General features: G+C 43.7%; 8 protein-coding genes. 5 read left to right on the forward strand and 3 right to left on the reverse strand.

The genetic code is table 11. The features are described 5' to 3' along the window. Positions 1-160 precede the first annotated feature (160 nt). The 5 genes from HWQ41_RS32570 (at position 161) to HWQ41_RS32590 (ending at position 3889) form a co-directional block, all read left to right on the forward strand. Complete coding sequence (locus HWQ41_RS32570) at positions 161-631, forward strand: DUF29 domain-containing protein (protein WP_292772128.1); 471 nt, start codon at positions 161-163, stop codon at positions 629-631. Positions 632-666: 35 nt separating this feature from the next. Then, positions 667-1002, forward strand: coding sequence for a hypothetical protein (locus HWQ41_RS32575; protein ID WP_292772129.1), 336 nt, complete (start codon positions 667-669; stop codon positions 1000-1002). Positions 1003-1058: 56 nt separating this feature from the next. Further along, on the forward strand, positions 1059-1385 hold the full coding sequence (locus HWQ41_RS32580) for a PIN domain-containing protein (protein ID WP_292772135.1): 327 nt from the start codon (positions 1059-1061) through the stop codon (positions 1383-1385). 219 nt (positions 1386-1604) lie between these two features. Further along, positions 1605-2399: a TIGR01548 family HAD-type hydrolase gene (locus HWQ41_RS32585; RefSeq protein ID WP_292772130.1), complete on the forward strand. Its 795-nt coding sequence runs from the start codon at positions 1605-1607 to the stop codon at positions 2397-2399. A 95-nt stretch (positions 2400-2494) separates the two neighbouring features. Then, positions 2495-3889: a cytochrome P450 gene (locus tag HWQ41_RS32590; protein WP_292772131.1), complete on the forward strand. Its 1395-nt coding sequence runs from the start codon at positions 2495-2497 to the stop codon at positions 3887-3889. 6 nt (positions 3890-3895) lie between these two features. On the opposite strand, the gene HWQ41_RS32595 is transcribed toward HWQ41_RS32590, so the two are convergent. The 3 genes from HWQ41_RS32595 to HWQ41_RS32605 form a co-directional block, all read right to left on the reverse strand. Beyond that, positions 3896-4738 carry an FkbM family methyltransferase gene (locus tag HWQ41_RS32595; RefSeq protein ID WP_292772132.1) on the reverse strand — a complete coding sequence of 281 codons (843 nt, stop codon included), beginning with the start codon at positions 4736-4738 and terminating at the stop codon, positions 3896-3898. Between the two features lie 141 nt (positions 4739-4879). Next, positions 4880-6166, reverse strand: coding sequence for a glycosyltransferase (locus HWQ41_RS32600; protein ID WP_292772133.1), 1287 nt, complete (start codon positions 6164-6166; stop codon positions 4880-4882). Between the two features lie 11 nt (positions 6167-6177). After that, the gene (locus HWQ41_RS32605; RefSeq protein ID WP_292772134.1) at positions 6178-6981 is read right to left on the reverse strand and encodes a tetratricopeptide repeat protein; all 804 of its coding nucleotides are present in this window, start codon (positions 6979-6981) and stop codon (positions 6178-6180) included. Between the last annotated feature and the right edge of the window lie 77 nt (positions 6982-7058).

Consider the following 7058-nt stretch of genomic DNA (forward strand, 5'->3'; position numbering starts at 1 on the left):
CCTCTCCCTGACTTCTTTTCCGCAATGTTAAGAAAGATGTGACTAATGGATAGCCGCTTCGGGGAGAGGTTTGGAGAGGGGTTCCAAGAATAAGTCGCACATCGCGTGATCTAGAAGATTTTGGTGTTAATTTTGAATTTTGAATTCGGAGCGAAGCGACGTGACTGCCCAACTGCCACAATCTCAAACAACATCTAGTTCAGATTTATATGAGCAAGACTTTTACCTGTGGATTCAAACCACAGCAGAACTGCTCAAGCAAAAAAATTTCACCCAACTGGACTTAGACAACCTGATTGAAGAAATTGAAACGATGGGCAGAAGTGAAAAGCGGGCATTGGAGAGCAATCTGGAAGTGTTGCTGATGCATCTGCTCAAATACCAAATTCAAACTGAAAGGCGCTCAAAAAGTTGGCAATATACAATTTTAGAACACCGTAGGCGAGTCCAAAAAGCACTCAAGGAAAGTCCAAGCTTGAAGCCTTACTTTGATCAGGTTTTCGATGAAAGCTATCAAGCCGCTAGACGACTGGCTGTAATTGAAACTGGATTAGCGATCGCTACCTTCCCTGAACAATCTCCTTTTACACTAGAGCAAGTCCTCGACTCTGATTTTTTACCTGAGTCATAATCTCACGCTCTCGCATGGATACTCCAAGGACACTTATGAATGCAGATACCGATGAAAGCACTACCCAGAACCCTTTGATTTATCAGCACCTACAAAACTTGCAGGAACAACATCAAGACGAGTTAGAGAATATAGTTCGGGTATTGGCAAGCATCACCAATATTTCTCCAAAGCAGGTTAAACCATATATGGACAGCTTGTTGTGGCAACTAGTAAATAAACAACAAAAACCTCCTTTCCATGAAACTGCAACAGCAGAGGAGTGGGTAACAGCTTTCCGGGAATGGGCTGCAAGTCACCGTCATGATACACCTCCCCTTTCAGATTATGCGGTTAGTCGGGAAAGTATGTATGAGGACGAGAGGCAGTAGTGGCTTATCTGTTCGATACAAATATCCTGCTGAGGAGCGTAGACTCTAACCACCCAATGTACGATGATGCTACCAATGCAATTTCTTGGCTACGGAACCAGGGGCAAACGCTCTGCATCGTACCGCAGAATCTCATCGAGTTTTGGAACGTGTATACCCGTCCAACTAATAAAAATGGGCTGGGTCACACTGCCGAAGAAGCCGGAGAAGAAATCATCCGGCTGAAAGCTTTCTTTACTGTTTTGAGGGATACAGCAAGCATTTACGACGAGTGGGAGCGGCTTGTAATGCAGTATAAAGTAAAAGGGGTCAATGTTCACGATGCACGGCTGACAGCAGCTATGTTGGTGCATGGGCTAACCCACATCTTGACTTTAATGTAGAAGATTTTAACCGTTATGCTGGGGAAATCACCCCCGTACATCCTACGTCTGTTACCCCTCCATGAAGAAGGCGCAAAACCGTACCCTCTAAAATTAACATTATCACCATAGTTATTACCCAATGAAAGTGTAAGTGCTGATGATTTAATTAAGTGATCATTCGGTACACAAAATTGCAAGTTCCTTATGATGATGTAAAACTCTTTTGCTCTTTACCCCATGACTCAACCAACTTCTGCAAAAGCGATTGTTGTTTTCGATATTGATGGCGTTGTGCGCGATGTTAGCGGTTCCTATCGCCGTGCGATCGCAGATACTGTAGAATATTTCACTACCCAAGCATATCGGCCAACCCCACTAGATATTGACCAACTGAAGTCTGAAGGTGTGTGGAATAACGATTGGGAAGCATCACAGGAATTAATTTATCGCTACTTTGAAACCCAAGAACAGACCCGCGAGCAACTGCAACTCGATTATGATGCGATCGTTGCTTTTTTTCAATCCCGCTACCGAGGCCCAGACCCAAATAATTTTACTGGGTATATCTGTAATGAACCCTTATTATTACAATCTAGCTACTTAGAACAACTTACCCAAGCGGGGATTGCTTGGGGATTTTTTAGCGGTGCAACTCGTGCTTCCGCTAACTATGTATTAGAAAAACGCCTGGGCTTACAATCTCCGGTGTTGATTGCAATGGAAGATGCACCAGGTAAACCTGACCCCACTGGACTTTTCGCCACAGTTCGCTTACTAGAGAATGATTTTGACAAAACATCAATAATAGTGTATGTGGGAGATACGGTAGCAGATATGTATACTGTAGAAAAAGCGCGAGATTTGAATCCAGACCGGACATGGATTGGTGTAGGAGTTTTACCGCCCCATGTCCAGGAAACAGCAGCGCGTGGTGATGCCTATGGTGAGACACTACAGAAAGCAGGAGCAGCAGTAGTTTTGAATAATATTCAGGAATTGACCCCAAGGCAGATTCAAAAATTGGTGAGTTGATCTCCCCGATCTGTGTTCTAAGATAAATCAAGCTACAGGTGCATAAATAACTGGCTGATAACAATCTTGCTTTAATGATTGGGAGATTAATCAAAATGTCTGCACTTAAACTGCCTAATGGCCCTGAAACTCACCCTTGGGTACAGATGTATCAGTGGCTGACTAATCCCTTAGAATACATCGAAGACTGTGCTAAACGCTATGGTGATATCTTCACCCTTCAGCTCGGACAAAATTTTGCTCCTCAAGTTTTCATTAGCAATCCCCAGGCGATTCAGCAGATTTTTTCTACAGATCCAAAAAAGTTGGACTCTGGCTCACGAGCAGGGGTTCAAGCGCCTTTATTAGGACGGCAATCACTACTAGCGCTGGAAGGAAAGCCTCATCAGCGACAACGAAAGCTGTTGACACCACCCTTACATGGGGAACGAATGCTAGCTTATGGTGAGTTAACCCGTAAGATCACAGAGCAAGTGATTAGTCAATGGCAAGTTGGGGAATCCTTTTCAATTCTGCCATCTATGCAAGCAATCTCTTTCCAAGTAATTTTGAAGGCTGTATTTGGTTTAGAAGATGGGCCACGTTACGAGAAACTCAAGGAACTCCTGATTGCAATCCTGAATCCCAAATTCCCTATAATTAGAACAATTCTGCTTATTTTCCCATCAATGCAACAGGATTTAGGAGCCTGGAGTCACTGGGGAAAATACTTGCGTTTACGGCAGCAAATTGATCAACTTATCTACGCCGAGATTCAAGATCGCAAAGCACAACCCGATTCATCTCGAACTGATATTCTATCTTTGATGATGGCTGCTCGTGATGAAGCGGGAGAGCCGATGACAGACTTGGAATTACGTGATGAGCTGATGACCCTATTAGTGGCGGGTCACGAAACTACTGCAACTTCCTTATCATGGGCGCTGTACTGGATTCATCATCTGCCGCAGGTGCGTGAAAAACTGCTGCAAGAACTAGATAACTTGGGTGAACAACCAGATCCAAACGCTATTTTCCGATTGCCTTATTTGAATGCTGTCTGTTCTGAGACGCTACGCCTTTACCCAGTGGCGATATCGGGACTAAATCGACTAGTCAAATCACCGCTACAAATTGGGGAATACAACTTTGAGCCTGGGACTTTGCTAACTCCCTCTATTTATTTGACCCATCATCGAGAAGATTTATATCCTGAGTCGAAACAATTTAAGCCAGAGCGTTTTCTGGAACGGCAATTTTCCCCCTATGAATATTTACCTTTTGGTGGCGGGAACCGTCGCTGTATTGGTATGGCATTTGCCTTGTTTGAGATGAAACTTGTGTTGACAACAGTGCTGTCTCACTGGCAAATGGAACTCGCTGATAGTAAACCAGTGCAGCCAGTGCGTAAGGGTTTGCTATTTAGCCCAGCCGGTGGTGTGAAGATGGTGGTGAAGGGGAAGCGTCCTCAAAATCAGCCTATCCTTCAGACTAGCTCTAGCTCCGTTTAAAGAGTTTTAGAATTCCTTAGATGACTCCCGTAAGGCATATAAGTTGAAAGTGTCGGAACCCTCTTTAAAGGGTTCTTGCTTCACTGAAACCTTGCTCAAACCGTATTTTTTTAGTAGCTCTGTAATTCTTTTAACTCGATTATCCAAATCGTGTACTTCTACAACGACTTGCTTAATCTTCGGCCAATCTTGCTCTTGAATACCTAAAAGCACATCTAACTCACTTCGCTCCACATCCACTTTCAGCAAGTCAATTTGCTGAACATTATACTCGCCGATAATCTCTGATACAGTTCTCAATTGGCAAGTGACTTGTTCCATTTGAAAAACTTTCTCCAACTTGTTATCGAGAATAAGCGATCGCAAAAACGACGGCAACCAACGAAGCCAACGGACTTGACTTGGTGCATCTTTGAGATTATTGCGTAGAATAGCATTCTTAAACTTATCTCGTTGCTGCTTTGAACCATCAGGATAAGCACTAGACAATGCTGTAGCGTTAGGATAGTAAGCAAACTTCATTGTTTTAGATTCCTGTGAAAGTCCACAGGGAAACACTTTTATTTGTTCTGGTTCAAAGCGTTGGGCATTAGCTTGTAGAACATCAAAAATGGCAGGAATAGGCTCGAATGCATAAACATTCACATTTGTTTTACACAGATGAAATACCCATAATGTGAATAAACCAATATTCGCACCCACATCAAATACGGTGTCACCTTCGTGTAACTCAATCCCGAATTGGAAATACTCCTGGATTTGCCCATAAATAATCGGTACTTCCTCTTTGCGAATGCAAAATATTTTCATGCCATTAGGAAGCGTATTTTCTGGAATTAAAGTTGGCATAAATAAAATATAGGACTCCTATTTGATTTTTTAAAAAAACTCACTACACCTTTATTTCTTCTTCCCTGTTAAGAGTTCCTTCTCTCTACGAGTGATTCAGGAATCAAATCGGATTGCTATATATGCACAATATTTCATTATTTACTGTTGTGTTTCAGCCAAGACAGGCTTACCTGTAGATACCGCCTGCTCAATAATATCGGCGGCTCGACTTACCCCTCCAGCAGCGTGAGTAGCTGCTTGTAATCTGAGGGCATTCTGTTTATAAGATTCTTCTGTCAACACCCGCCTTACAGCATTTCGCAACCTGGAAACATTCAGTTTCTTTAAGGGGACAAGCTCACCCGCCCCTGTCCAAGCGATACGCGCTGCTACTCCTGGCTGGTCATTGGCAACTGGAATCGCCACCATTGGCACTCCTTTTTTCACACATTCCATTGTTGTATTCATTCCCGCATGAGTAATCATGAGGGTGGCTTTTTCTAGCACTTCTAATTGAGGTGCATACTCAACGACTAAAGGATTTCCTGCCAAGTCTGGCAGTGATTCTGGTTTAGCAGAACCTCCCAGAGAAATCACTAACTGAGCATCCAAATCTTCACAAGCTGAAGCAATAGTCTCAAAAACCCAAATCAAACGATTTTGCAATGTTCCCATCGAAGCGTAAATTAACGGTTTCCCCGTCAATTTTTCATCGGGGAAAGAAACAGGGATTCGATTGGCTGAAGTATGGTAGCTTCCGGTGAAATGGAACCAAGGAGCTAATTCTTCTCTGGGAAATTCAAACTCAGCAGGTGCATTACTTATTTGAGCCAGTGGAGAGTAGCTATCTTTAAGATTAGAGTAGAGGGCTAATTTCCACTCTCGACGATATTCATTAATCAAATCTTCAACTGGTTTAACAATGCTATTAACTAACGTGTAACCTATTTGGTTACGTAAGCGTGCCCACCCAGATGGGCTATACTTCCAAGTTGTGAAAAAAGGAGGAATGCTAGGTTCTTCATTAATTACCACAGCGCTGCATACAGTGATGAAAGGAATTTCGAGAAACTCTGCAATTGTCCCTCCCTCTACTGAACTTTGGTTTACTAGTAACGCTTCTACGCCTGCTGCTTTCATTGATGCTGGAGCCTCTTGGAGTGTCACAGATGAAATATGCTTTAGCAGTTCAATAGTATGTCGAAATGCAGCTAATCCCCGCAGTTGCCCCAACTTGGCAAAGGATTCTGCTGTTGAGCCAGGGGGAGAATCTTTTTCACCAATTGGTTGGAATTCTATTCCTGCTGCCAGTGCTTTAGGTTGACAATCGTGTGTTCCAAAGAGGGTGACGCGATGCCCACGCCGTTGAAGTTCCTGCCCCAAGGGAAGCATAGTGTTGAGGGGGCCAGTTGTTGCACCAGGACAGATGATGCCAAAATGAGTCATGATCAATGCCTCTATTTGATTTTCAAGAACTTATCTAAAGCTGTAACTAGGCTGGGCGGCCAACGGCGGATATTTGTTACCCAGTCGATATCCTTATAACGGCTATCCAGTCCATAGGCTGCTACCCAGTTACTTTCGGCTTCGCCTTGTTCTCCATTTACCCAGTAGGCGGCTGTGAGGGCAGCACGCACATCAGCAAACTTGGGATATTTACGGACAATATTTCGCATCTCGCGGATTGCTTGCTCTTTTTGACCTGTTTCATAAAGAGCGAGGGCGTAGTTAGCACGGGCGAAGGCAAAATTCGGAGCTATCTGATTAGATTTTTTGTAATCTGCGATCGCATCTGACCATTTCCCTAAACCAGCTGTGGCATTACCGCGATTATTATACGCCATCGCATCATTAGGATCGAGTTCTAAGACATGATTATAATCTGCGATCGCATCGTCCCATTTTCTCAACCCTTCCAAGGCCGCCCCCCGATTCAAATATGGATCGGTGACATTCGGCGCTAGTTCTATGGCTTTGTTATAATCTGCCAGCGCCTCTGGCAATTTGTTCTGACTCACCCGCGAATTTCCCCGGTTACTCCACGCCCCCGCATTGGTAGGAAATTGCTCAATAATCTTTGTCCAGTAAGTTTCAGCCGTCGCAAAATCACCTTGATTCGTCGCTGTAAACGCTTGATTTGCCCACTCATCACCTTGTTTTAACTGTTCTTGAGTAATGGGCGGTTGAGATTGTGCCATGACTGGAGTACCCCAGCCAAATATAAGTAACAGACTAAGAAAAATACTAATCAACTTAATCATCTAGGTTTACCTATCTATATTGATTGGGCATGGGGCATTGGGCATTGGGCATTGGGCATTGGGCATTGGGCATTGGG

This window comes from Nostoc sp. NOS(2021) (genome assembly GCF_017115025.1).
Classification (GTDB): Bacteria; Cyanobacteriota; Cyanobacteriia; order Cyanobacteriales; family Nostocaceae; genus Nostoc.

Excerpts from the sequence above, each read along its gene's own strand:
- HWQ41_RS32575 (WP_292772129.1), top strand. The coding sequence starts at position 667 with ATGAATGCAGATACCGATGAAAGCACTACCCAGAACCCTTTGATTTAT.
- HWQ41_RS32580 (WP_292772135.1), top strand. The coding sequence starts at position 1,059 with ATGTACGATGATGCTACCAATGCAATTTCTTGGCTACGGAACCAGGGG.
- HWQ41_RS32585 (WP_292772130.1), top strand. The coding sequence starts at position 1,605 with ATGACTCAACCAACTTCTGCAAAAGCGATTGTTGTTTTCGATATTGAT.
- HWQ41_RS32590 (WP_292772131.1), top strand. The coding sequence starts at position 2,495 with ATGTCTGCACTTAAACTGCCTAATGGCCCTGAAACTCACCCTTGGGTA.
- HWQ41_RS32595 (WP_292772132.1), bottom strand. The coding sequence starts at position 4,738 with ATGCCAACTTTAATTCCAGAAAATACGCTTCCTAATGGCATGAAAATA.
- HWQ41_RS32600 (WP_292772133.1), bottom strand. The coding sequence starts at position 6,166 with ATGACTCATTTTGGCATCATCTGTCCTGGTGCAACAACTGGCCCCCTC.
- HWQ41_RS32605 (WP_292772134.1), bottom strand. The coding sequence starts at position 6,981 with ATGATTAAGTTGATTAGTATTTTTCTTAGTCTGTTACTTATATTTGGC.